We start from the raw sequence: 23,522 nt of genomic DNA on the forward strand, positions 1-23,522 counted from the left end.
CAATCCTATGGTGTATCTAGGGTGTAGATGATATTTCAGACATCTTCTGGCATATGACTTCCGCGGCCTGAATTATCCTTGGTCCGCTGCGGTTAAACCAGTCTTCCGGAACGGTAAGCACAGGAATGTCTAACTGACCGCGCCAGAATGTTTGAACGTTTTTAATTTTTTCCTGTTCACCCGCAATAATGATTAATTGTGGTTTGCGGGTAAGTACCTGCTCACGACTTACCTGAGGCCAGGGAACCGGGCTATCGGCAAAGATATTTTTTCCACCGCACAGAGAAATGACTTCGCTCTGTAAAGTCTTGCCTGAAGCTGTAAACAGCGGCTGATTACTAAATTGTAGAAAAACTCTGACCGGTTCGCCCTTTCGCTGGTAGCGCTGCTCAAGAACCTGCCTGTCAGCCAGTAATTTAGCAGCGGCCTGATGGGCTACTTCTGGTTTTGGGCTATAGGCTGCAAGTTGGTTCAGATTATCCGCAATTTCCTGAATAGTTTGCGGATCGGAATAGAATAGCGAAATGCCAAATCCGGATAGCTGATCCAGCACCTTCTGAGGGTTACCACCACGCCATGCCAGAATCAGGTCAGGTTTTAGCGCCAACACGCGCTCCAGATTAATGCCCTGCCAGGACGCAACTTTCTCCAGTTTACTTGCCTCGGGAGGATAGTCTGAATAGTCACTGACTGCGATTAACACCTCACCCATTCCGGCGGCATAGGCCAGTTCGGTTGTATGTGGAGCCAGGCTGATAACTCGTTGTGGTGCGGCCTCTGCCTGATGCGAGCCCACCGACAAACCAACCGCCGTTAGCAGAACTAACAGCGGTGTTGTCAGGTACTTTTGCAGTAAAGGCTGAGCGGTCATTATTTTTGTTCTGCCAGCGCCTTAAGCATGGTGCCAACCATCAGAGAAGATTGTTGAGCAGCCAACACCAGAAACTCATCAAAGCTTAGATGCGATTCTTGATCGGCAACGTCAGAGATAGCGCGCACTACCACAAACGGCGTGCCAAACTGATAACACACGTGACCAATCGCCGCCGCCTCCATCTCAACGGCAATCACCGCAGGGAAGGTAGTACGAATGCGAGCCAGCGGCTCAGCACCGTTAATAAAGGCATCACCGCTACAGATCAGACCACGAACTGCATGCAGATCACACTGTTGAATGCAGCGTTCGGCCAGCGTAATCAGTTTTGGGTCTGCCGGAAAAGCGGCCGGGCAGCCCGCCATTTGACCGGGTTCATAGCCGAACGCGGTGACATCAGCATCGTGATAACGTACTTCGTCCGATACCACGATATCGCCTACTTTAAGTGTTGATGCTAAACCACCAGCAGAACCGGTATTAATAACTGCATCAGGTTTACAGGTTTCCAACAATAGCGTAGTGCCCAATGCGGCGGCGACTTTACCGATACCGGATTTTAATAAAGCCACTTCAACGCCATTTAAGCGACCGGTATAAATTTCGCAGCCAGCGCGTTTAATAGTTTCACACTGTTCGATTTGAGAACGCAGCAGGGCAACTTCTTGCTCCATAGCGCCAATAATACCTATTTTCATCGCGATCTCCTGCTAAGTTCGATGCATAAATTGGCGCGTAGTCTATCATGCTAATGAAGGAAATGAGTCGCTTCAAATGCAGAGATTTTTACCTGCTTTTGATTAATCTTTAATCCGTGAACGGATAATGTATGATTATGACTGAAAATGTCATATCGCGATGAAACAGAACCGCTTTGGTTTTCATCAGGATAGAATCGAAAATGCAGGGCTTCGGGGGAAGAACGCAGCGCTGCCACCAGCAGAATGGGAAGAGGCTATGTCCGGGATTGATTTTGGCAAGAGAATAACAGTTCAGCGTCCTTTTAGTTCATCATCAGGTTCAGCATCGCCAGCCCCCGTGGGGGAATACGAAATTACTCGCCAGTTTGAAAGCGATCGCGGGCGTATTATCAATTCTGCGGCTATTCGCCGGTTACAGCAAAAGACACAGGTATTTCCACTGGAACGCAACGCCGCGGTGCGTAGCCGTTTGACGCATTCCATGGAAGTACAACAGGTCGGCCGCCATATTGCTAAAGATATCTTCCATCAGTTGAAAAAAGAGGGGCGTATTGAGCAACTGGGGTTGGATAAAACCTTAGAAGCTTTTGAAAGTATCGTTGAAATGGCCTGTCTGATGCACGATGTGGGTAACCCTCCTTTTGGTCATTTTGGTGAAGCGGCCATTAATAACTGGTTTGGCAAACGCCTGAACGCCGGAGCTGGCAAACTATGTCACTATCATTGCCTGCGGCTGGAAGATGAACAACCAGAATTAAATCAGCTGCGTCTGCGCATTTGTCAGGACTTAAGCAACTTTGAAGGAAATGCTCAGGCTATTCGTCTGGTGCATACGCTATTGAAACTGAATCTGACCTATTCGCAGGTTGCCTGCATACTGAAATATACCAAACCCGCTTACTGGTCAGACAGCGTTCCGGCTGAGTTCAGCTATTTGATGAAAAAGCCCGGCTATTATCTGGCGGAAGAAGCCTTTGTAACTAAACTACGCGATAAGCTGGGAATGGAAGAGTTCAGCCGCTATCCGCTGACTTATATTATGGAAGCAGCCGATGATATCTCTTATTGCATTGCCGATCTCGAAGATGCAGTAGAGAAGAGTATTCTGACCATTGAACAATTGTATGACCATCTGAAATGCGCCTGGGGAACAGTATCAGCCGGCGATCTGTTTGATAAAACCGTCGGTAGTGCCATCCGTAAAATGGAGCAGGGCAGCGGCTATCGCCATCGTGAAGATCAATTCTTTATGTATCTGCGGGTATATACCGTAGGGCAGTTAGTTCCTAAAGCTGCCCAACGGTTTATTCAACATTTACCGGCGATTTTTGCCGGAAACTTTAATCAGGCACTGCTGGAAGATGGTGATGAAGCCTTTAAACTGTTGAGCGTTTATAAAGATGTGGCGCTGAAATATGTCTTTAGCCATGAAGAAGTTGAGCAGTTGGAGTTACAGGGATATCGAGTAATTAACGGCCTGCTGGATATTTACAGCCCGTTGCTGGATATGCCCAAGGCTGATTTTACGCGTCTGGTTAAAGAGAATAGCCATCGGGGGTATCTGATCGAAACCCGGTTGTTCCATAAGCTTTCCACTAAACACTGTATGGCCTATAAAGAAGCTATGGATAAATTAGGGCATTTGCCTGAAGCTCAGTTAGAGATTCTGGAGTTCTATTATCGTGCCAGATTAATTCAGGATTACATCAGCGGTATGACCGATCTTTATGCTTATGATGAGTACCGTAAATTAATGGCAGCAGAGTAGCGTTCTGCTGCCAGATTTTTATCTCTCTGCAATATCCCACTTTATCCTCTCCCTGTTTCAGGGAGATATGCCGCTATTGTTACCAAATTGATATTTATTCTATACAAATCGCTATTTCTCCCTCGCATAATTGTGACTGTTTCCGCAGTTTGAATAAATAGAATACAGATTTGTGCATTTGCACAATGCTCTGAATAAAAACAACAATTAGTCTTGAGAGTCAGGATCACTTCAGGGATAGCACCATGTCTTTTTATCACCTTGATGCCAAACTCGCTCAGGATATCGTTGACAGAACGATGCAGATTATTGACAGCAACATTAACGTGATGGATGCCAAAGGAACCATTATCGGTAGTGGCGACATTAATCGCATAGGTGAATTGCATGAAGGGGCGCTACTGGCTCTTTCTCAGGGACGAGTCGTTGAGATTAACGAAGCGGTCGCCGCCAGTTTGCAGGGCGTTCGTCCCGGCATTAATCTGCCGTTGAGGGTTGAAGGTGATATCGTTGGGGTAATTGGCCTGACGGGAGAGCCGGACGTTTTACGCCAACATGGACAACTGGTCGGTATGGCCGCGGAGATGATGCTGGAGCAGGCGCGGTTGATGAATATGCTGGCGCAGGATAGCCGGATGCGTGAGGCGCTGGTATTAAACCTGATTCGTAGCGATGAATTACCCACATCATTAGTGGAATGGGCACAGCGTTTAGGTATCGACCTTTCCCAGCCGCGAGTTGTGACCTTGATTGAGCTGGACAGCGGTCATCTGGGGGTGGATGTCTCAATGAAGGAGCTGCAACAGCTACAAAGTCTGTTAACGGTTCCCGATCGGGATAATTTGATTGCTATCGTTTCCCTGAATGAAATGGTGGTGCTGCAACCGGCTCTGAATAGTCACGGGCGCTGGGATGCAGAAGAGCACCGTAAACGAGTTGATAGCCTTTTACTGCGTATTTCTGAAAGCAGTCGCCTGAATGTCAGGGTTTCTTTAGGCAACCATTTCTCCGGGCCGGGCTGCGTAGCCCGTTCTTACAGCACCGCCAAAGCAGCCATGTCGGTAGGTAAACAGCGAATGCCTGAACAACATAGTTATTACTATCAGGATTTGATGTTGCCAGTGCTATTGGACAGTCTGCGCGGTGGCTGGCAGGTTAACGAACTGAACCGTCCTCTGGCTAAGCTGAAAGCTATGGATAATAACGGCTTATTACGTCGTACCTTACTGGCCTGGTTTAAACATAATATGCATCCGGGTGCCACAGTTAAATCTCTCTATATACATCGCAATACTCTGGATTATCGCCTGAATCGCATCTCGGAAATTACCGGATTAAATCTGAAGAAGTTTGATGACCATATGCAGTTGTATATTGCGTTGCAGCTGGATGATGAATGATTGGTTTTATGAATAGATTGCCCGTTACCCAGCGATTTATTACAACAGAAAAATATGCGATGTTTCTCGAAGGGCTTTAGTGTGTGTCTTGGTTTAAAAAATATGGTGGCGACTAACTGGCGTGAAATGTGCCATTCCATCATGTTACAGGCAGTAGATATTCCGCTGGCAGATCCGCATTTCTGGACATTAACTGGTGCTTCCCGCGTAGCCCAGATGTGTAACGAATGGGGTCTAACCTGGGGTTGCCACTCCAACAACCACTTCGATATTTCTCTGGCGATGTTTACTCATGTCGGCGCTGCTGCACCGGGTAATCCAACAGCGCTGGATACCCACTGGATCTGGCAGGAAGGCCAACATCTGACCAAAGAGCCAATGCAAATCGTTAACGGCAAAATTGCCTTGAGTGATAAACCGGGTCTGGGGATTGAATTGGATATGGATCAGATAGAAAAAGCCCATGAACTGCATAAGAAAATGCCGTCCGGTGCGCGTAATGATGCCATGGCGATGCAGTATCTGATCCCCGGGTGGACCTTTGATAAAAAGCGTCCGGCCATGGTGCGTTAATCATCGTTAGCTGACGGGTTGTTAAATTCAATCCGTTGGCTAAAACAGACTTAATTTATTGAATAATACAGAACAAGGTGGATTAACTATGAGCTCTTCAGCATCCCCAATTATTACTGAAATGCAAGTGATCCCGGTTGCCGGACACGATAGCATGTTATTAAACCTCAGCGGTGCGCACGCGCCTTACTTCACTCGTAATATTGTGATTATGAAAGACAATGCCGGTAATACCGGTGTTGGTGAAGTTCCGGGTGGAGAGAAGATTCGCCAGACACTGGAAGATGCCAAGCCGTTAATTATTGGTAAAACGTTGGGTGAATACAAAAATGTAATGAACGCTGTTCGTGCACAGTTCTCTGACAGAGATGCCGGCGGTCGCGGTACTCAAACATTTGATTTGCGTACCACCATTCATGTAGTAACTGCAGTGGAAGCGGCGATGCTTGACCTGTTGGGACAACATTTAGGGGTGACGGTCGCTTCCCTGTTAGGGGATGGCCAACAGCGTGATGAAGTAGAAATGCTGGGTTATTTGTTCTACATCGGTGACCGCAAGAAAACCGATCTGCCTTATCAAAGCCAGCCTGATGACAAATGTGATTGGTATCGCCTGCGGCATGAAGAGGCGTTAACACCAGACAGCGTAGTACGTCTGGCGGAAACCGCTTACGAAAAATATGGCTTCAATGACTTTAAACTAAAAGGCGGCGTACTGGCAGGGGAAGAAGAGGCGGAGTCTATTATTGCTCTGTCTAAACGCTTCCCACAGGCGCGTATCACTCTGGACCCTAACGGCGCCTGGTCGCTGGATGAAGCGATTCGCATTGGTAAATACCTGCGTGGCTATCTGGCCTATGCAGAAGATCCATGCGGTGCTGAAGCAGGCTATTCTGGTCGTGAAATTATGGCTGAATTCCGTCGCGCTACCGGCCTGTTAACAGCAACTAATATGATTGCCACCGACTGGCGTCAAATGGGGCATACCATCCAGCTTAACTCGGTGGACATTCCACTGGCTGACCCACACTTCTGGACCATGCAAGGTTCGGTACGCGTAGCACAAATGTGCCACGAATGGGGGCTAACCTGGGGTTCTCACTCCAATAACCACTTTGATATTTCACTGGCGATGTTTACTCAGGTTGCTGCTGCGGCACCGGGCAAAATCACTGCCATTGATACCCACTGGATCTGGCAGGAAGGTAATCAGCGCATTACCAAAGAGCCGCTACAAATTAAGGGCGGAATGGTACAAGTGCCGAAGAAACCGGGTCTGGGCGTTGAGATTGATATGGATCAGGTACTTAAAGCCCATGAGCTGTATAAAAATATGGGGCTGGGTGCCCGTGATGATGCGATGGGGATGCAGTATCTGGTGCCGAACTGGGCCTTTGATAACAAACGTCCTTGTCTGGTTCGTTAATCAAAGAGGGGCTGCGGTAATGGCCGTAGCCCGTCTGAAAGGTTATCACTCAGGCTCTGTTAATACTGAATCACCCGCCACTGTGCTACAGATAATAAAAAGGATTCATGATGTCTAAATCTACTGTTGTTAACCAATTTCGTCAGGATCTCCTGGGTGGTAAAACATTAATTGGTTGCTGGGCTTCACTGGCCAGTCCGATCACTACCGAGGTTCTGGGCTATGCCGGTTTTGACTGGCTGTTGTTGGACGGCGAACATGCGCCAAACGATGTCAATACCTTTATCCCTCAACTGATGGCACTGAAAGGCAGCGATAGCGCGGCCATTGTACGCCCTCAGTCCAACGATCCGGTCACCATTAAACGTTTACTGGATATTGGTTTCCATAACTTGCTTATCCCCTTTGTTGAGTCAGAAGAAGAGGCGCTACGGGCAGTTGCCTCCACCCGCTATCCACCACAAGGTATTCGTGGGGTGTCGGTATCTCATCGCAGTAATTGCTATGGCACCATAACGGATTACTTCAGCAAAATTAACGACAACATCAGCGTGATGGTGCAAATCGAAAGCCAGCAGGGAGTAGATAATCTGGATGCTATCGCGGCGGTAGAGGGTGTGGATTGTATTTTTGTTGGGCCAAGCGACCTGTCGGCTGCATTGGGCTATTTAGGCCAGGCTGGACATCCGGAAGTTCAAAAAACTATCCGCCATATTTTTGACCGTGCAAAAGCACAGGGTAAGGCCTGCGGCATTCTGGCTCCGGTTGAAGCGGATGCGCGCCGCTACCTTGAGTGGGGTGCCACTTTTGTTGCTGTTGGCAGCGATCTCGGTGTTTTCCGTACTGCTACTCAGGCACTGAAAGACAAATATAAGTAATTGTCTGACGACAATTCTGTTTACCCCTTCTCCTGTGGTCAATACCACAGGATTGAGAACGAACTACGAGGAATATGTAATGAAAATCGGTTTTATTGGTTTAGGGATTATGGGCAAACCAATGAGCAAAAATCTGCTGAAAGCGGGTTACTCATTGGTTGTTATGGATCGCAATACAGATTCAATTGCTGAAGTTGTCGCCGCGGGCGCTACTTCTGCGGCAACGCCAAAAGCGGTAGCAGAGCAAAGTGATGTGATCATTACCATGCTGCCAAATTCACCGCAGGTAAAAGAGGTTGTTCTGGGAGAGAACGGCGTTATTGAAGGGGCGAAGAGAGGCGCTATTGTCATTGATATGAGTTCTATCGCTCCACTTGCCAGTCGTGAAATCTGTGCAGCTCTGGCTGAGAAAGGCGTAGAAATGCTGGATGCGCCGGTGAGTGGCGGCGAGCCAAAAGCCATTGATGGTACCTTATCGGTCATGGTTGGTGGTAACAAAGCAATATTTGATAGTTGTTTTGACATTATGAAAGCGATGGCCGGTTCAGTGGTTCATACTGGTGATATTGGTGCCGGTAACGTAACTAAATTGGCTAATCAGGTCATTGTTGCACTGAATATTGCCGCGATGTCTGAAGCGTTAGTACTGGCAACTAAAGCGGGAGTCAATCCGGATCTGGTGTATCAGGCTATCCGTGGTGGGCTGGCGGGTAGTACGGTATTGGATGCCAAAGCGCCGATGGTGATGGATCGTAACTTTAAGCCAGGTTTCCGTATCGATCTGCATATTAAAGATCTGGCAAATGCGCTGGATACATCACACGGCGTTGGTGCTCAGTTGCCGCTGACTGCAGCAGTAATGGAAATGATGCAAGCTCTGAAAGCTGACGATATGGGAACTTCTGACCACTGTGCTTTAGCACGTTACTATGAGAAGTTGGCTAAAGTTGAAGTTACCCGGTAATACCTGTTTGCCCGCCTTCGCAGGTGAACGGCGGGCAAAGATATTGTCTCTATCGTTGGTCATTCAATAATCTTATATATGGATAGGTTATGAAAATAGTCATCGCACCGGATTCTTACAAAGAAAGTCTGAGCGCACTGGATGTTGCGACCCAGATTGAAGCTGGATTCCGTGAGATTTTCCCACAGGCCGAGTATGTAAAATTACCCGTTGCCGATGGGGGCGAAGGAACCGTAGAAGCGATGGTAGCCGCGACATCAGGGAAAGTTCTTACAGTAGATGTGACCGATCCATTAGGTGAACGAGGCTCTGCTTTTTTAGGACTGTCCGGTGACGAGCGCTATGCCATTATTGAGATGGCCGCAGCCAGTGGACTTGAGCGAGTTCCAGCCAGCCAGCGAAATCCAATGATCACCACCTCGTTTGGCACCGGTGAGTTGATTGTTGAAGCCCTTAATTGTGGTGTGAAACACTGCATTATTGGGATTGGTGGCAGCGCTACCAATGATGGTGGTGCAGGGATGGTTCAGGCACTGGGGGCTAAATTACTCGATAAAAACGATCAACAAATTGGATTTGGTGGTGCAGAGCTTGCCCGGTTACATCGTATTGATGTGAGTCAGATGGATAAACGCATTGCTGACTGTCGGTTTGAGGTGGCTTGCGATGTAACCAACCCATTAACCGGTACTCAGGGCGCTTCCGCGATATTTGGCCCACAGAAAGGTGCAACACCAGCAATGATCGAACAGCTGGATGCTAATTTGCTTCATTATGCAAAGATAATTCAGCGCGATCTTGGGTTAGATGTGAATGATGTTCCCGGCGCCGGAGCGGCGGGGGGGATGGGAGCTGCTTTACTGGCTTTCCTCGGTGCTGATCTGCGTCCGGGGATTGATATTGTTACTGAAGCCGTTGGGTTGGATGCCGCCGTCAGAGAAGCAGATTTGGTGATTACCGGTGAAGGCCGGATTGATAGTCAAACCGTTAACGGCAAAGTACCTATCGGGGTCGCCAGAGTAGCGAAACGTTACCATAAACCGGTGATCGCCATTGCCGGCAGCCTGAGTAGCGATGTGGATATTGTTTATCAACATGGTTTGGATGCGGCGTTTAGTGTTCTTTATAAAATCAGTTCGCTGGATGAAGCGCTGACTCAGGCGGCGGAGAATGTCAGGATGACGGCCAGGAATGTCGCGATGGTGTATCGCTTAGGGCTACAGTCTGGTACCGCGTAAGTTTTGTTTGCGGTCATTTTGCTCTACTTTTTTGCTCTTCCAGAGCACTGGAATTCAGCTGACGACAGAGAGAGGGTAGCACGCCAAACATGGATGTTTGGCGAGGCACTGCTTCGCCTGACAAAATGGCAGGAGCAATTTTGAACAGCGCAACGTGCTGGCCCGTAGGGGGGAGCCTTATGCATGAGGCGAATAAACCGAATCAGTGCCGGTGCGTAAGCCCGAACGAAGAAGGAAGGTAGTCTGCCACAGGCGACCTGGATTCGGATGCGAAGGCGCGGGGGCATTCGCCCTTAACGCCCCTTGCTCGGCCACTTGCACAATGGCTAATTTTTACACTACATTATTAGTGGACGAAATTTACGCAATACTAAATCTAATCAATAACACGTCTAATAAATAACAACCCGTGTAGCAAACGACATCGGGTTATTATTTTCAATTCAGATAATCAATTTATAAACAACAGGTTTGCTGTTATTTAGTGCTCTGTACTCCGATGTGCGGCTCCGCCGCCAATAATAAATGGCGGTTTAGCGAACCAGACAAACACCAGCAACAACAGGAAGATTCCGCCAAACAGCCAGAAGATTTCATTAGCCGAAATAATCAGCCCCTGATTGGTTATCTGGTTGTTGAGATAAGCACTAATTTGCTCTGGCGACATGCCCATTTTCCCCATGGATTCATAAGTCTGCTGTGACAGCGGGTTATAAGGGTTAATGGCTTCGGTTAACCGGGTATGATGCAATGCCTCTCTCTGCGTCCAGGAGGTAGTGGTAATCGATGTTCCCACTGAACCTGCCAATGTACGTAAAAAGTTAGACAGGCTGGACGCTGCCGCAATTTTTGACGGTTCCACATCAGAAAGGGTAATGGTTGTTAGCGGCATAAAGAAGCAGGCAATGGCAAAGCCCTGTACAAACTGAGGCCAGGCAACGGCGGCAAAATCCATCGATGGCTCAAAGGTGTAAGCTCGCCAGTAGAAGCAACCGGCATACACAATGAAGCTAAAAGTGACTAATCGACGTAAATCAATTTTAGGGCCATATTTACCGATAATCGGTGCTAATAGTAGCGGAATCAATCCAATTGGTGCCGCGGCTAACCCTGACCAGGTAGCTGTATAACTGTATACCACCTGCAATAACTGCGGTAGCAATACGATTGAACCGATATACAGCATGAATGCCAGACTGATACACAAACACCCAATGGTAAAGTTTCTCGACTTAAACAGCGATAAATCGACGATCGGGTGGTCGTCGGTCAACTCCCAAATAATCAGGAAAGTAATGGCCACTAAGGCAACCACTGACAGAACGATGATTTCAGTTGAATGGAACCAGTCCAGCTCTTTACCCCGGTCAAGTAGCATCTGGAAGCAGCCAATCCCTACCACCAGTAACACCAACCCAACGGTATCAATAGGACGGATTTCGGTTGGTGTTTCCCGATCTTTTAAGATACCCCAGGTAATGATAACCACCGCAATACCGACCGGAACGTTAATATAGAAAATCCATCCCCAGTGGTAGTTATCGCTGATCCATCCTCCCAGTATTGGCCCAAATATTGGGGCCACTGTTACTGTCATTGACCACAGTGCCAGCGCCATACTGCGCTTCAGGGGAGGATAGTTATTTAACAACAGGCTTTGAGACAGCGGCATAATCGGCCCGGCCACCAGCCCCTGAATAACCCGGGAAAAAATAAGCATTTCCAGACTGTGAGACATTCCACACAACCATGATGCCACCACAAAAAGCGTAATGGAGGCCATAAACAGGCGAACTTCGCCGACGCGTTTGGCTAACCAACCAGTTAATGGAATAGAGATAGCGTTAGCCACACCAAAAGAGGTGATAACCCAGGTTCCCTGAGAAAGGGATGAACCCAGATCGCCAGAAATAGTTGGGATAGCCACGTTAGCAATAGTGGAATCTAACACCTGCATAAAGGTAGCCAGTGCCAGAGCCAATGTGATCCAACCTAATTGAGCGCCCTCAAGAGGCTTTAACGGTGCTTTATTCATTTTTGGCATCAGTTGCCAGCGTTGGCATGAATAATATCAGTGATCAACGTATTTACCGGCGTCAGGTCATAAGTGAGAGCATTGGTCTCATAAGCGATACCCTGACGAGATTTTTCGGCCAGCACTAATCCATTTTGATCGGCAGTATCTACCGTGACTTCCATTGATAAGCCAATACGTAACGGGTGTTGTGCAATCTGCTGTGGGTCAAGCTCAATACGTACAGGGAGGCGTTGTACTACTTTTATCCAGTTTCCGGTAGCATTTTGCGCCGGAAGTAAAGAAAAGGCGCTACCGGTACCCATATCCAGCCCGGCTACAGTGCCGGTATATTTCACATCATCACCATAGAAATCGCTGGTAATATGAACCGGTTGACCAATGCGCATGTTAGCCAGTTGAGTCTCTTTAAAGTTAGCGTCAACCCATACCTGATCGGCAGGAACTATCACCATGAGTGGGGTGCCGACGGCGATTTGTGAACCAACCTGAACGCTACGGCGTGAGACATAACCATCAATAGGAGAGACAACTTTAGTGCGCTGTAATGTTAACCAGGCATCCCGCAATTGGGATGAGGCATGCAGTACGGAAGGGTGCTGTTCAAGTGGCGTATTAAGTACTAACGCATTGTTAGCCTGATATTGTTGTAATGCCACTTCCAGTTCGGCACGGGCACTAACGGCGGCATCTCTGGCATGCTGTAACTCTTCTTTACCGATCGCAGCGGCTTTACCCAACGTCTCTCTGCGAACCAGATCTGCTGCGGCCTGATTCAAAGCCGTTTTCTTCAACTCAATATTGGCCTGTAGTTGCCGGTTATTAATAATTAACTGGTGAGTCTGGCGTACGCTATTTGCCAGCGCGGTTTTTGCTCGTTCAAAGGCTTGCTGTGCGTCTGTTGGATCCAGCGTTAACAGAACATCTCCCTGTTTCACCCGGTCAGTATTATCCACGTGGATAGTGGTTACGTTACCGGCTATCTGGGCCATAATCTGAATCTGATTACCGGCCACATAAGCATCGTCAGTCGTTTGATGATGACGTAACGCAACAAACCAATAGATGGCATAACCTGCACCAATAATGATGAACAGTAGTGATGCTATTGTCATAGCCAGCTTGCGCGTTTGCTTTTTGTTTCTTGGTTGCGGGGAGAGCGTTTCCGCGGACATTTGGTTCTACCTCAAATAAGTTCACCCTGAATGACAAAAAAGCCATTCAGTTACCCTGAAATTCAGCGCTATAGTTTATGGGTATTTTGTGCAATAAGGCAGTGATAAACTGCTGTAATTTAGCAGTATACGATGGGATCGCATATTTAGCTAAATTACAGCATTAACAATCAGGCGTGATCGATAGTTTCCAGGCGGGTAAGTAGTTTGCGGTTTAGCGATTCAAGTTGAGCACGTTCTTCTTCTGTGAAGACATCCCAAATCTTGATTAAATTAGCATGTTGCTGTGGGAACATACCGTTAAGAAACTCCTGTCCTGCCTGAGTCAGAAACAGGTGCAGACAGCGACGATCCTTACCGCTTTCTTTACGAACGATCCATCCTTTTTTCTCCAGATCGTCAGCAATACGCGTCGCATTGGTTCTGGACGAACCGAGTGCCAGGCTTAATTCTGATGGTTGGATTGATTTGTCTTTTTGTGCATTCAAGATGACTAACGCCATAAACAGCGTTTCATTTATTCCCTGAGCCTTGAAATTCTTATTACGATATTCAAGTAACTTTGAGTGGGTATGCATGCTAAGACGGGTTAACTGAATTTCCTGACGCGGAAATTCTTCCTGTGTTGTTGCGTACAGGCTTAAGATACTTTCAGTAGGCGAAAATGAACTTTCCATGTGCTACATTCTCCTCGTTAGCGTTGCATAATAATAACGTTGATAATACCCATAAGTAAATATTTCAAATATTGTAACGTGGTGTTTATTAGTTTAATCGGATTAATTAAGCCCATTTATGCAACGCTTTGACAATGTTTTTTTTATAATATTTTTTATCTGTCATTGTATCGATAGTGAATAAGGCAATAATCACGCGGTTTGTGGGGTAGGTAGTTAAATGTTTTGATAGATTGCGCCTGACAGATTTGTGATCTGAACAGGCTTTTTCTGAAGATTAAAAAACTTTTTCTTACCAAAGCGTGGATGACCAAAAAACACGTCCGATAATATGAATGCGTTGTTCAAATTCTTCTCTGCTGAGCTGCTCATCAGGATAGTCTGTATTGTTAAAGCTTTTAATGATCATGCCACCGTCCGGGCGGGGGATCAGCTGTTTTACTCTAATCAGATTACCGTCACGAATAGCGTACAGGTCGCCATCAATAATAGTCGAGTTATTAGCGGTATCAATACCTACGACATCCCCGCTGCGTAGCATGGGCGCCATGCTATTACCGATAACCCTAACGACTCGCGCATTGCGGGCATTCACTCCCATTCTGCGCAGAGTGTAGCGGCGAAATGGTAAGGCATAGATTTCATGCTCATTATCCGCCATTGCGCCATCACCGCAGGCTGCTTCCACATTCAGCATGGAGACTTCGACAAATTCATCTTTGTCACGGTTCATGGACTCCCATTCTTCCACCCGCAGGCTACTTGCCTTGATTTCGCTATCATAGATATCAACAGGCTTAATAGGTGCTGATTCATCGCCAAATAACAGCCATTGTGGGCTGACATCCAGCGCCTCCGCCAGTTTGTCCAGATTACGTGGCGATCGGGTCTGGCCCGATTCAATTTTATTAATTGATTGTTGGCTGACCTGAATCTTTTCTGCCAGGGTTTTTTGGCTTAAACCCAACTGTTCGCGCCGCTTTGCAACGCGCTCTGCTAACGTCTGCATAGTGATTCTCATAATAGATAAAAAGTGAGACTGACAACTTAATATAGTTCTACTATAACAACTAATATATGTTGATCAACCTTTAATTTTCTATCACTATAGCTTCACAACCAATTGTTGTTAATGTCCGGGGGGATAAATGCACAATATTAAGACAACTTTAGAGATGTGGGGCAACTGGGCTCGTTGTAATGTCGGCACGGAATATTCCAAAGTCAATGTCACTTTTCAGTCTGTTTTACCGGACAGCAGTTCGACATTTTTCCGCACCGATGATGATCAGGGGATGGTGGTTGATTCAGCCGTTGCCGGGTTGCGGCATTATGATCAATTGGCATATAACTTGGTGATTGCACACTATGTTTATCGAATCAGTCAGTCAAAGTTAGCGAAGCAATTGGGTAAAGCTCAAAGCTACGTTGCAGGCATTTTAAGGGTGGCTGAAGCCTTCATTGCCGGACAGATTTTTGTTCAAACGGGAGAGGCGGTTTCTGTCTGATGGTATTTTTTAAAGTGTGATTTTTATGTTCATGTGCTGCCAAAAGGCGGCACTTTTCATTTTAAAGCCCCCTGTAAATAAAGTTGTTAAAACAAATAAAAGGTGTTGACTTAATCTGATTATCAGGTATAGTAAGTAGTATAAAGTCACAAAGCTGTATCCCAAGAGTGCTTCAACAAACGCCCGCTATCGAATGCGGGCTTTTTTGTTTTTATCGCCAGGAGGAACGCTACGTTGTGGCCTTATTTGATACGAATAAGCACAGATGGAAAACAAGCCCAAATGGCGAAAGGTGTCATCAATGCTGTCCGTCAACAGCCTGGCGACGTATTAACAAAAATAGTTAAGCCATAAGATGCCGTTCTTAACCTGATGTGACGTATCAATCTGTCAATTTTAGCCCCGCTCTGCGGGGCTTTTTTATTTCTCCCATTTAGGAGTTGAAAATCATAAATGCCAATAAAAGAACCTGAAAACTTTAGTTTATTTAGCTACTTGCTTGTACTGATTATGACTTTGCTGGGCGCCATCGCCAGTTATGCCTATCGAATTCTTAATGGAGAACCGTTTCGCTGGTCGATTCTTTTTCTACAAGCGATTGTGGCTATCTTCGCCGGAGCGCTGGTGTTACTGGCAGCCAATTACTATCACTGGGCAGCCGAGTTTGCCGGTGGTATTGCCGGATTGTCCGGTTGGTCCGGTGCCGAATTTATTAAAACCCTGGAGAAGCGATTTCTAACGCGGGTCAACGGAGAGAATCATGATAACTAGTCAGCAGGGAGTGGATCACATTAAGTCTTTCGAATCCTGTCAGCTAAAAGCCTATCTCTGTCCGGCAAACGTATGGACTATCGGTTATGGCCATACCGCAGGTGTTAAATCAGGGGATCAAATCAGTCAGATGCAAGCGGAACGCTATCTGAAGGCTGATTTAGTTCGTGTAGAGCAGGATATTCAAAAAATTGTTCGTGTTCCTTTAACTCAGGGGCAGTTTGATGCGTTGGTTTCTTTTGCATTTAACTGTGGGACACGGGCACTCAGTACCTCAACCCTGCTACGTAAACTCAATCAGCGAGATTACAGCGGTGCCGCAGAGGAGTTCTCTCGTTGGGTATATGCCAATGGAAAAAGACTGGGTGGACTGGAACGTCGACGCCGTCTGGAAAAACGGATGTTTGAGTCATGAGTTTTGCCAATAAATGGATTACTGCCGCATTAGCGGCTTTATGCATTGTTATGTTGCTGTTTTATTGCCGTTGGTTGAGCCATCAGCTCAATCAGCTAAGAAATGAGAAGCAACAGGCAGTGGTGGCGTTAGCAGAAGAACGGGTCTATTCAGCCGGGATCAGGGCCCAGTACTTGCAAATCCAGGAGGTAATGGATGGTGTTGCAGAGCAAAAACAACAGAGTGAAAAACGCACTGCAGCGTTGCAACGCGCGTTGGCGCAAAGTCAGCTGGAGAGTCCCTGCGTTGCTGTTCCCGTTCCTGATGCTGTTACTCAGCGGCTGCGTGAGCGAGCCGCCGAAGTCAATGCCACCGCTGCCGGTGCCAGCCAGCCTGTTCAGGCCTTGTCTGGTGCCAAGTTATCGGGTTCAACATTACGGTGATTATCCCGGCTATACCGCCGAGCTTTTTGCGGTGATTGAACAATGTAATGGGCAATTAAGGGGGGTACAGAAAATTCTGAAAGCATCGGTAAAGTAAAAATTTCTATATGTGGGCAAACAAACCAATATTTTTTCGTCATTTCTTAGAGTGGGAGAGCTCTGTGAGGGGCGATAAGACTGTTTATTCATTATTCCGTTTTATCGCCAGCAAAGGATGAAGAAGAAATACATCTGGAAAAAGTAAGAAAAAACAATAAGAAAAATGGCGTCAGGTATTGGGAATGCACTGATATCGGCCAAATTACATTATCTTTAGGTGGTTTATGATGAAGCTTGAAAAAATAACAAAAGTACCCGGGTTTGATAAAGCCGATCCTGACAACGCGCGTCAGAATAACTATGCGTGGAGTATGACGGGGTTTGGCGACTACGTTTATGTCGGAACCGGTCGAAACGTTCCCTATAATGGCTATGGAAATTTTGGTTTAGTCGCCCCGGATGCTTATACGCCGGAGAATCCGACGATGACCGCTGAAATCTGGCGTTACCCAAAGTGTGACAGCAGCCATAAACGATGGGAAAGGGTTTTTCGTGCACCAAAAGAATGGAGCGTGATGGGCTTTAGGAGCATGGAAGTATTCACCGATGAGAACGGTGAGACTGCCTTGTACTGTGGTTGTTACGCCAGGGGAAATGGCCCTTCGTATATGCTGAAATCCACCGATGGCGTAAGTTGGCGACATATTCCGGCTGGTATCGAGTCAGGATACAGCACCCGAAGCGTTAAGACACATAAAGGAAAACTATACACTTCGGCTTTACACCAATTCACTACTGAACTGGAGAGTTTTTTATATGTCACTGAAAACCCTGAAAAGGGCTGGACTCGCGTTAATACCGATGCGATCAGCGGTGAGATATTTAATATGATCAGCTTTAACGGTAGCCTGTATCTGGCAACGATGCCGGTGGGGGGATTTGAATTATGGCGCTGTGAAAATCCGGAGAGTGGCAAATGGAAGCGTGTCATTGATAAGGGTGCCGGTGATGCGCTCAATGAATGCCCGCTTTCTTTAGAGGTATTTAACGATCATCTCTATATCGGTGTGGGTATCAGCTGTGAATTTTACAGTACCGATCCGGTCAATCCGTGGGTGGTTCCTAAAGGGTTTGATCTGATCAGAATATCAAAAACTGACAAGTGGGAAGTTATTATCGGGCAGAAGCCTATTGCTCCTACAAAGACCACAACCGGAATTCGAAACTCAGGCAAATACCCATCGGGCCTTGGCAATATGTGTAACGCATACTGCTGGGAACTACGCAGTTTTGGTGGACAACTGTATTTGGGAACCTGGGATACGCGCAGGATTAATCAAACGTTTATTAGCGATTTTATTCTGCGACCTACCAGGGAAAGATATAAAAAGTTTGGTTCTTTCCTTGTAGGATTTCTCAAAAGTGTCGGTAAGAATATCATTGAAGATGATTACCATATGCTGCGTTGGCTCAAAGCATTCCTCTGTACTTATCTCAAGCGTGAAAAGAGTCTTGGTTTCGATTTTGCCAGCAGTAAAGACGGCAAAACGTTTGAGATGATTTCCATTGATGGTTTTGGCAATAAGGAGAATATGGGAATCCGCAGAATGTATACCCCAGACGATCGAATTATGTATATCGGAACAGCCTGTGGTTCTCAGGGGTGTGAAGTTTGGACGTTAGAAGAAGATAAGTGTTGTAACTCATGTAACTAATAGAATAGCCAGGATACTTCAGCCATATTTTATGGGTTATCAGAAATGGTTAACCACAATAAAGTAGAAAAGTTGTGTCCAAATGAGTATGGAAAGGGCCCGCATAAATATGTTGGCCCTTTTTTTACAACACAATTTTTGAATTTGTGATTTTTTATTAGTTTCGATATTACTCGGTTAGTCTATTAATGCCGTTATATCAGCAGCGATTACTTAGCAATCATTTATCTCTTTATTACTCATCTCAGCCCGCATTATGCCGGGCTTTTTTATTCTGTTTTTTGCTGTTATCGAACAATACAACCGACAACTAAAGGAGGGTTCTGAATACAGTTGTCACGTGAAAATTCTATATACCACTAAAAAAAACATATTTTTTCGTCATTTCTCAGAGTGGGAGAACTCTGTGATGGTTGATAAGACTTTTGAGAGGTTACTTCTGTTTTATCACCAGCAAAAGATGAAGAGGAAATAGATACAGGATAGGTAGGAAAAATAATAAGGGAAATGGTTGCAGGTATCAGCAATAGCCTGATAGCGGCCAAATTATATCAATTTTTAGGTGGTTTATAATGAATTTTGAAAAAATAACGGAAATATCCGGGTTTGATAAAGTCGATCCTGACAACGCACGCCAGAATAACTATGCGTGGAGTATGACGGGTTTTGGCGACTACGTTTATGTCGGAACCGGTCGGAACGTTCCCTATAATGGCTATGGAAATTTTGGTCTAATCGCTCCGGAAGCCTATACGCCGGAGAATCCGACGATGGCTGCTGAAATATGGCGTTACCCAAAGTATGGTAGCAAACACCGAGAATGGGAACGCGTTTTCCGTGCGCCAATTGAATGGAACATGATGGGGTTCAGAAGTATGGAGGTATTCACCGATAATAAAGGTGAAACAGCCTTGTATTGTGGCTGCTATGCCAGAGGAAACGGCCCTTCATATATGTTGAAATCCACTGACGGTAGGAATTGGAAACATCTTCCAGCAGGAATCGAGCCAGGGTACAGCACCCGAAGCGTCAAGGCTCATAAAGGAAAGCTATATACCTCCGCTTTACATCAGTACACCACCGAGCTGGAAAGTTTTTTATATGTCACTGAAAATCCTGAAAAGGGCTGGACTCGCGTAAACACCAGCGCAATCACCGGTGAGATCTTTAATATGATCAGCTTTAACGGCAGCCTGTATCTGGCAACAATGCCGGTGGGTGGGTTTGAGTTATGGCGTTGCGAAGATCCGGAGAGTGGCAAATGGAAATGTATCGTTGATAAAGGGGCCGGTGATGCACTTAATGAATGCCCGTTATCTTTAGAGGTATTCGATAATCATCTTTATATAGGTGTAGGTATCAGCTGCTCACTTTATAGCACCGATCCGGTCAACCGTTGGATTGTATCTAAAGGGTTTGATTTAGTCCGGGTATCAACCGCCGATCGGTGGGAGATTATCATTGGACAAGAGCCGATTGCTCCAACTCAGCCGACAACCGGAACCAGAAACTTAGGCCAATATCCATCGGGCCTTGGGAATATGGCTAATGGGTATTGCTGGGAGCTACGCAGCTTTGGAGGGCGACTGTATTTAGGAACCTGGGATACCGGCACGGTTTATAAGACCTTTCTCAGTGATTTGATCTTGCATCCTTCTGCTGAAAAGTACTCAAAACTTGTCACCTTTCTGCGGGGATTTTTCAAAAGTATCAATAATAATATCGTAGAAGATGACTACCATATGACGCGTTGGTTCAAAGCATGGTTCCGTACTTTTCTTGAATATCCAAAGAGTCTTGGTTTCGATTTTGCCAGTAGTAAAGACGGCAAAACTTTCGAGATGATTTCCATAGATGGTTTTGGCAATAAAGAAAATATGGGAATCCGTAGAATGTATACCCCAGACGATCAAACTTTGTATATCGGTACTGCTTCTGCCTCTCAGGGTTGTGAAGTATGGACGATGAAAAAACAGCTGTAATAACGAGTGTAGATTAATTATTTATCGGTAACTCATTAACTCAGGCCCCGTATTCTACGGGGCTTTTTTATTCTGTGGATTATTCGGGCTATAGCACGGAGCCGTTTACCGTTATTGAACAATGCAATGTCCAATTAGCGGGAGTTAAGGACATTCTAACGTCATCAAAATAATAACCATTATCCGGAAAAATAATATCGATTTTTAGAGTGGGAGAACTCAGTGATAGTAGATAAAGTATTTGATTTATTAGGTGGTTATAGCGATCCGAATTACGGCATCAGCTATGGCATGTCAGACAATAACCGCTGGGAAAAATTGCTGGATACCCCCAGACTTTGGGGGCACAACCCGGCGGTTAATGATTATGAACCCACGGCACAAAATTTGGTTCAGGCAATAACTGAGCTTCTGGCATCAGCAGAGCACACCATTGATATTTCTACCTTAACTCCTTTGCCTTATGGTTTATTTTTAGAGGCGATTAAGACAGGGATTGAAGCCGCAATTGCCAAAGGCCATCGACCTGTTGTTCGCGTATTGGAAGGTGTCTATTTTCCACTGCTTACCACGGGGGAACCAACATCAAAAATGGTTTCTTTTTTGCGTGAGTTAAGTGCTTCGCTGGATATTCCTATTTATGTCGGAGCGATGCAAAGCTCAGCTTTGTCATGGAACCATTCAAAATTGATTATTGTTGATGGCAAACGAGCTATTTGTGGAGGACATAATCTTTGGTCTTCTGATTACACGGGTTTTGGCCCGGTACATGATGTCAGCATGCAACTGTCGGGGCCAACTATCAAGGTTGCGCAAAATTTTCTGAATAAAATCTGGTCTGTTTTAGCGCGTTACTCACGCGGTTGTGATATGACCAAACGGTATTGGAGTCGTTTGATATATAAAGGAAATATTTATAAAAATGCCTTGCCGGTAATTAAACATAATCTGGCTGAAGCTACCGGCGATACCAAAGTACTCGCTTTGGGCAGAATGGGGGATGGTTTAGTTGATGCCAGTCCTTCTGCTAACGCCAGCCAAACAGCACGCATTGCAGCGATTCAACATGCCAAATCACATATCCGCCTGTCTCAACAAATGATTGGGGTTATGGATATTGGTAAGGCAGAGGGCATCTCCTTTGGTTTTGATAATGAATTTGTTCGCGCTTTGGCGACCCATATCTCACAAGGGCGGGATCTCTATCTTATTGTTGCAGACTCAAATGGAACCAGTGGCGTAGTGGGTGGTACCTATGCTGGTATTGGCGGAGTAAAAGAGGCCGCACGATATATTGGTGAAGTGGTATCGAAAGTAAGCGGAAAAAAGGGTACTGCACTGATCGAATTATTATCGGCGCATTTGCATGTTGCACCCATACGTATTTATGACAAGCAGCCTGGCGATCCTAAAGCAGAAAGTTGGAAATGGCGTAAAGAGAAGAAAGTCGTTGAACCAGGTAATCATGCCAAAGTTTGTATTTATGACGATGAAGCTTTTTACATTGGTTCGGATAATGCCTATGGCGTAGTCATGAATCCTCAGGGATTACAGGAGTTTGGCTTCATGATCTCAGGTCATGAAGAGACGACCGCATTAGTAGAAGAATACTGGAATAAAGCCTGGCACTACTCATCTCAGTTCCTGTTTAAGGATTGGGCCTCACTTTTTGCCAATAAATAACAGGGAAGCAAATATGAACAAAACTTTTATTCACAGTGTTCAAAACGGGTCGTCAGAAACCGTTCAGATTATGGTGCTTAATGAGGAGAACTCATTAAGCTATGATGCGATATTGGCAGCCGGACAATCTATTTGTTACAGCGAAATCTTTGAAGCAGCCAGTCTTCCCGTACCTTATGTTGCATCAGATTCTGCTTTTAAACGGTTACATATTCAGCTCAGGGTTGGTAAATCGATTTATGCTTTGTATGAATATGCAAATCAGATTTGTTGTAATTCACAGGGCATCTTTAACACCAATACACCGCCATTAGCCGGTTATTCAGGTCAGGGAGCGATTGATTTAATTATTGGTGACGATGGTATCCCGTATGGTGAAGTGAACGCTTTTATTGATAGTACTGAGCTTACCAGTGTTTCATGGATACTTTCTCAATATGCTTTGTATGGTCTGAAAAAAGGAAAACTGAACCAGAAGTCATTCGTGATTACTGACTGGAAGGATCGGGAGCAATTCGATCAGCCAGCTTGCGGCTTAAGGGGGCCTATCACAGCCGTGTCATGGGTTGCTGGCCGATATGCAATTTATGCTCTGGGTAACGATAATCAGATTTATGAAAAATGCTGGCTAACTAACAGCTGGAGTAATTGGGCGATTTATACCCGACCAGACGGCGTTAATTTACGTCATTTATCCGCTGTTTCATGGTGTTTGTCGCAATATGCTATTCATGGTGTGGGAGACAACGGCAATCTGTATGGAAAAACTTTCAATATCACCACCTGGAAAGATTGGGAGAACATGGGGCGCCCGGCCAGCTGTCGTTTAAAAGGCCCGTTAACCTCAGTCTGCTGGACTCCACTTCGTTATGGCATTTATGCCCTTGGGGACGATGGAAACGTCTGGATGAAGTGGAAAGGTCTGTTTTGGTCGGAATGGACAGATATTGGCTCACCGATTTCTCCGCTTAAAACATTAACTTCAACATCCTGGCTGGATCGAGCCTATACCATTGCTGGTGTCGCTGAAGACGGCAAGCTATATGCCAGAAACTACCATTATGCATGGGATAAAAACTGGAACGATCTTGGTCATCCGGCTGAATGCAAACTGGCAGGCCCGGTAACAGCGGTAAGCTGGTGTTTAGGGAAATATGCTTTTTATGCACAGGGCGTTAATGGCGTTATGTATCAGCTGTTCGAAGGTAAATGGTCGGTGGTTGATGGGCGTTAGGTAATATTGTTGTTTGATTATTTATAACTTATTGAATTTAACTT

At 45.9% G+C, this 23,522-nt stretch carries 21 protein-coding genes and 1 pseudogene; 16 read left to right on the top strand and 6 right to left on the bottom strand.

Annotated features, from left to right (window positions below):
* Positions 1–16 precede the first annotated feature (16 nt).
* Together btuF and mtnN are read right to left on the bottom strand one after the other, a co-directional pair.
* Positions 17–871 carry a vitamin B12 ABC transporter substrate-binding protein BtuF gene (gene btuF / locus I2494_RS06400; RefSeq protein ID WP_218466257.1) on the bottom strand — a complete coding sequence of 285 codons (855 nt, stop codon included), beginning with the start codon at positions 869–871 and terminating at the stop codon, positions 17–19.
* On the bottom strand, positions 871–1,572 hold the full coding sequence (mtnN, locus tag I2494_RS06405) for a 5'-methylthioadenosine/S-adenosylhomocysteine nucleosidase (RefSeq protein ID WP_218466258.1): 702 nt from the start codon (positions 1,570–1,572) through the stop codon (positions 871–873). Before mtnN ends, btuF begins: the two co-directional genes overlap by 1 nt.
* 259 nt (positions 1,573–1,831) lie before the next feature.
* On the opposite strand from mtnN, the gene dgt reads away from it, so the two are divergent.
* From dgt to I2494_RS06440, 7 genes and pseudogenes are all read left to right on the top strand, one after another.
* Positions 1,832–3,343 (top strand): dGTPase, encoded by a 1,512-nt coding sequence (gene dgt, locus I2494_RS06410; RefSeq protein ID WP_218466496.1) that lies wholly within the window; start codon positions 1,832–1,834, stop codon positions 3,341–3,343.
* Between the two features lie 245 nt (positions 3,344–3,588).
* On the top strand, positions 3,589–4,743 hold the full coding sequence (locus tag I2494_RS06415) for a CdaR family transcriptional regulator (protein ID WP_218466260.1): 1,155 nt from the start codon (positions 3,589–3,591) through the stop codon (positions 4,741–4,743).
* Positions 4,744–4,842: 99 nt separating this feature from the next.
* Positions 4,843–5,316: pseudogene (locus I2494_RS06420) on the top strand (enolase C-terminal domain-like protein); the annotation flags it as partial.
* An 88-nt stretch (positions 5,317–5,404) separates the two neighbouring features.
* The gene (gene gudD, locus I2494_RS06425) at positions 5,405–6,742 is read left to right on the top strand and encodes a glucarate dehydratase (RefSeq protein ID WP_218466261.1); all 1,338 of its coding nucleotides are present in this window, start codon (positions 5,405–5,407) and stop codon (positions 6,740–6,742) included.
* Positions 6,743–6,852: 110 nt separating this feature from the next.
* Entirely contained in the window at positions 6,853–7,620 is a 768-nt protein-coding gene (gene garL, locus I2494_RS06430) for a 2-dehydro-3-deoxyglucarate aldolase (RefSeq protein WP_218466262.1), read from the top strand.
* Between the two features lie 79 nt (positions 7,621–7,699).
* A complete protein-coding gene (gene garR / locus I2494_RS06435) occupies positions 7,700–8,584 on the top strand; it encodes a 2-hydroxy-3-oxopropionate reductase (RefSeq protein ID WP_218466263.1) in 885 nt (294 codons plus the stop codon).
* An 89-nt stretch (positions 8,585–8,673) separates the two neighbouring features.
* On the top strand, positions 8,674–9,822 hold the full coding sequence (locus I2494_RS06440; protein ID WP_218466264.1) for a glycerate kinase: 1,149 nt from the start codon (positions 8,674–8,676) through the stop codon (positions 9,820–9,822).
* Positions 9,823–10,303: 481 nt separating this feature from the next.
* Here the strand turns inward: I2494_RS06440 and emrB are convergent, their stop codons facing one another.
* The 4 genes from emrB to I2494_RS06460 all read right to left on the bottom strand — a co-directional run bounded on the left by emrB (position 10,304) and on the right by I2494_RS06460 (position 14,718).
* Positions 10,304–11,857, bottom strand: coding sequence for a multidrug efflux MFS transporter permease subunit EmrB (gene emrB / locus I2494_RS06445; RefSeq protein WP_218466497.1), 1,554 nt, complete (start codon positions 11,855–11,857; stop codon positions 10,304–10,306).
* Between the two features lie 8 nt (positions 11,858–11,865).
* Complete coding sequence (gene emrA, locus I2494_RS06450) at positions 11,866–13,032, bottom strand: multidrug efflux MFS transporter periplasmic adaptor subunit EmrA (protein WP_218466265.1); 1,167 nt, start codon at positions 13,030–13,032, stop codon at positions 11,866–11,868.
* Positions 13,033–13,202: 170 nt separating this feature from the next.
* The gene (gene mprA, locus I2494_RS06455) at positions 13,203–13,709 is read right to left on the bottom strand and encodes a transcriptional repressor MprA (protein ID WP_218466266.1); all 507 of its coding nucleotides are present in this window, start codon (positions 13,707–13,709) and stop codon (positions 13,203–13,205) included.
* Positions 13,710–14,001: 292 nt separating this feature from the next.
* A complete protein-coding gene (locus tag I2494_RS06460; protein ID WP_218466267.1) occupies positions 14,002–14,718 on the bottom strand; it encodes an XRE family transcriptional regulator in 717 nt (238 codons plus the stop codon).
* 139 nt (positions 14,719–14,857) lie between these two features.
* Here I2494_RS06460 and I2494_RS06465 point away from each other — a divergent pair, with 139 nt between their 5' ends.
* The 9 genes from I2494_RS06465 (at position 14,858) to I2494_RS06500 (ending at position 23,478) form a co-directional block, all read left to right on the top strand.
* Positions 14,858–15,217 carry an antiterminator Q family protein gene (locus I2494_RS06465; protein WP_218466268.1) on the top strand — a complete coding sequence of 120 codons (360 nt, stop codon included), beginning with the start codon at positions 14,858–14,860 and terminating at the stop codon, positions 15,215–15,217.
* 453 nt (positions 15,218–15,670) lie between these two features.
* Positions 15,671–15,988, top strand: a complete 318-nt coding sequence (locus tag I2494_RS06470; RefSeq protein WP_218466269.1) for a phage holin family protein — start codon at positions 15,671–15,673, stop codon at positions 15,986–15,988.
* Entirely contained in the window at positions 15,978–16,403 is a 426-nt protein-coding gene (locus I2494_RS06475) for a lysozyme (RefSeq protein ID WP_218466271.1), read from the top strand. The genes I2494_RS06470 and I2494_RS06475 overlap by 11 nt, the downstream gene beginning before the upstream one ends.
* Entirely contained in the window at positions 16,400–16,825 is a 426-nt protein-coding gene (locus tag I2494_RS06480; protein ID WP_218466272.1) for a hypothetical protein, read from the top strand. The genes I2494_RS06475 and I2494_RS06480 overlap by 4 nt, the downstream gene beginning before the upstream one ends.
* On the top strand, positions 16,749–16,922 hold the full coding sequence (locus I2494_RS20780; protein WP_456085659.1) for a hypothetical protein: 174 nt from the start codon (positions 16,749–16,751) through the stop codon (positions 16,920–16,922). Before I2494_RS06480 ends, I2494_RS20780 begins: the two co-directional genes overlap by 77 nt.
* Before the next feature lie 226 nt (positions 16,923–17,148).
* Complete coding sequence (locus I2494_RS06485) at positions 17,149–18,579, top strand: hypothetical protein (RefSeq protein WP_218466273.1); 1,431 nt, start codon at positions 17,149–17,151, stop codon at positions 18,577–18,579.
* A gap of 572 nt (positions 18,580–19,151) precedes the next feature.
* Positions 19,152–20,561, top strand: coding sequence for a hypothetical protein (locus I2494_RS06490; protein WP_218466274.1), 1,410 nt, complete (start codon positions 19,152–19,154; stop codon positions 20,559–20,561).
* Positions 20,562–20,783: 222 nt separating this feature from the next.
* Positions 20,784–22,244: a phospholipase D-like domain-containing protein gene (locus I2494_RS06495; RefSeq protein ID WP_218466275.1), complete on the top strand. Its 1,461-nt coding sequence runs from the start codon at positions 20,784–20,786 to the stop codon at positions 22,242–22,244.
* Positions 22,245–22,257: 13 nt separating this feature from the next.
* Positions 22,258–23,478 (top strand): hypothetical protein, encoded by a 1,221-nt coding sequence (locus tag I2494_RS06500; protein WP_218466276.1) that lies wholly within the window; start codon positions 22,258–22,260, stop codon positions 23,476–23,478.
* The last annotated feature ends 44 nt before the right edge of the window (positions 23,479–23,522 follow it).

The organism is Limnobaculum allomyrinae (assembly GCF_016649425.1).
Taxonomy (GTDB): Bacteria; Pseudomonadota; Gammaproteobacteria; order Enterobacterales; family Enterobacteriaceae; genus Limnobaculum; species Limnobaculum allomyrinae.